The organism is Kitasatospora sp. NPDC041917 (genome assembly GCF_055589745.1).
In genome coordinates this window covers 1-2735 of the sequence record NZ_JBVJBI010000098.1, presented here as the reverse complement: position 1 = coordinate 2735, position 2735 = coordinate 1, and the positions used below count along the sequence as shown (strand labels likewise).

General features: G+C 67.6%; 2 protein-coding genes and 2 pseudogenes. All 4 read right to left on the bottom strand.

Features of this window, described 5'->3' with window-relative positions:
- The coding region (locus tag ACZ6EM_RS40265) for an IS701 family transposase (RefSeq protein ID WP_465774660.1) at window positions 1-457 on the bottom strand (457 nt) is incomplete at its 3' end.
- Window positions 458-589: 132 nt separating this feature from the next.
- Entirely contained in the window at window positions 590-1849 is a 1260-nt protein-coding gene (gene ltrA, locus ACZ6EM_RS40260) for a group II intron reverse transcriptase/maturase (protein WP_465774659.1), read from the bottom strand.
- Window positions 1850-2413: 564 nt separating this feature from the next.
- Window positions 2414-2587, bottom strand: a pseudogene (locus tag ACZ6EM_RS40255) (IS701 family transposase); the annotation flags it as partial.
- Window positions 2588-2641: 54 nt separating this feature from the next.
- Window positions 2642-2735, bottom strand: a pseudogene (locus ACZ6EM_RS40250) (IS5/IS1182 family transposase); the annotation flags it as partial.

Below are 2735 nucleotides of genomic sequence, written 5' to 3'. Positions count from 1 at the left end.
CGATCCCGGCCGCCCGGCAGCGCTCGCGGTCGTCCGTCCAGGACTTCGGCAGGTAGAGCGCCCGGTCGATCAGCGTCCGGCCACGGGGCCCCGAGCAGGCGAGGAAGACGCCGACCTGACAATTCTCGGTGCGGCCGGCAGTGCCGGAGTACTGCCGCTGGACGCCGGCCGAGCGCACGCCCTTTTTCAGGAACCCGGTGCCGTCCACGATCAGCACGCCATCGGGGTCGGCCAGGTGCTCGACGACGTACTCGCGCACGTCGTCGAGCACCCCGTCCGCGTCCCAGTCGATACGGTTCAGCAGCCGGTGGATCCGGTCCGGGCCACCGTGACCGGCCTCCTCAGCCACCGTGTGAGGTCGGTCCGGGGCGCCCTGCCGACGTTGCCGCCGATGGGTTTCCCCGAGCCGCCTCCCGAACCGGACGTGCCCGGTTTCCAGGCATCCGGCTCTCCACAAGCCCTCTCAGGCGACCGCCTCGATCGTGGTCCCGTTGGGCCAGGGCGAGGGGATCTTGGTCCCGCGATACAGGTAGCGGTTGGTCCGCACCTTCGCGGCCTTGAACAAGACCACCTCGCCGTCGACGGGCCATCATCGGCCCACGCAGTAACGACGGCGCAGGGTCTTCCAGTTGGTCCGGCGATGTTTGCGTCGCAGCCATCCGAAGACCTGTCGCCAGGTGAAGGCCGACAGGTACTGGAAGGTCGCGGACGACACGCCGTGCCGGAAGTACGCCGTCCAGCCCCGCAGTACCGGGTTGAGCCGGTGCAGCACGACCGCCAGCGGTAGGTTCGTGTCCTGTCTGCACAGCGTCTTGACCTTCTCCTTGACGGCCTGGAGGGCCTTCTTGGAAGGGTAGAGATAGACGTAGTACTTCTGGGTCCCGCGTTTGCGGTGACGCTGGAGGCGCCACCCGAGGAAGTCCAGCCCTTCGCCGATATGAGTGATCGCTGTCTTCTCCACCGACAGGCGAAGGCCCATCGGCGCGAGCACCGCCGCCACCTCGGCGCGAATCCCCTCGGCATCGTCACGGGTCCCGGTCACGGCGATCAGGAAGTCGTCCGCGTACCGGAACAGCCGGTAGTTGGGCAGCTTCCGGCGCCGACGCCTGGCCCGCTCCGCCTGAGTGGAGTTCGGCCCGCCCGCTCCGGCCGCGACGAACTCATCGAGGACGGAAAGGGCGATGTTTGCCAGCAGTGGTGACAGGATCCCTCCCTGCGGAGTGCCGCTGTCGGTCTCCCTGGACAGGCCGCCCTCGGTGAGGATGCCCGCCTTCAAGAACGCCTTCACCAGGTCCAGGACACGACGGTCCCCGATCCGCCGACGCACCCGGTCCATCAGGGCCGCGTGGTCGATCGAGTCGAAGCACGCCTCGATGTCACCCTCCACCATCCACTCGTAGGAGTTCTTGGCGAAGTGGTGCGCTTCGGCGAGCGCGTCATGAGCCCGGCGCTTCGGACGGAACCCGTAGGAGCACGGGAGGAAGTCCGCCTCGAAGATCGGCTCCAGCACCAGCTTCAGGGACGCCTGGACAACCCTGTCCCGCACGGTGGGAATGCCCAACCGGCGGCACTTGGCCGTTCCCGGCTTGGGGATCATCCTCTCCCGCACGGGCAGCGGCCGGAAGTTACGACCCTTCAGATCGGATCGCACCTCGTCGAGGAAGACCTCGACTCCGCGCCCGGCCTCCACGGAGCGGGCGGTCCGCCCGTCCACCCCGGCCGAGCGAGCACCCCTGTTACCCCGCACCCGAGCCCACGCGACCAGCAAGAACGCGGGATCGGCAACGAGATTGAACAGGTCATCGAACCGGCGATCACGATCGCCGCTCGCCCAACAGTGCAGTTCCAACGACCTCCCGGCATTGCAGTCTCCTCCCCGCCGACTTGCTGGCCCCCTTCGCCATGTACGGAGCTTTCCTCCGCTCGGACTACTACGGGGCCTCCGCCCCACCTGCGGCCCTCAGCCGGCAACGGGCCTGTCCCCAGCGGTCCGGACTGGCTGTCCGGCCCCAAGGACGACCGCAGGCGGTTCCCACGTTCACCATGTGCCGATTGGCCAGGTCGGCGTCCCGCTACTACCCCGGCAGCATCGCCACGCCTACGCCGCAGACCTTCAACGTGGCCTCCCCACCGGCAGTTGGAGACCGGCTTTGGAGTTGGCCACCCCAGCGGAGAAAGTGGCCACGCACTGCATCCCGGCCCACATCCTCCAGGTTGGAGCCGGTGACAAGACTTACGGGGCTTTACACGGATTCCTCTTCGTACGCCTTCTGGCCTCGCTTGCCGGACCCGGCACGTCTGGAAGTGCCGCACCGTCCCGGCGTTCCCCGGATCAGACTGCCCTCAGCTTCTACCCAGCCGCTGCGACGGCCCGGCGGTGAAGGTCTCGCACCTCCGCTCGGTCACATGGCGCCTCGTGGCGCACCCAGCCATTCTTGCGCTCCAGCGGCGCCAGCAAGCCGCGTATGTAGGCCAGCGCCGACTCCCGCGACTCGCTTCGCGCGAACCGGCGCGCAAACCGCTCATGCAACCCGGCAAGCCCGTCCGACCAACGCCAAGCATCGACCTCAGATATGTCCCCACCCATGACAGGACCAACGACCGACCTGAACAACCGTCACGGTAGGCACCGTTGCAGTACTAATCGTCTGGCCCGCTCCCGCACCTGGCAGCGCAGGATCTCCTGGATCCGCTGGTCAAGACCGTCCTGGCGCCACAAGGTGAAGTAGTAGAAC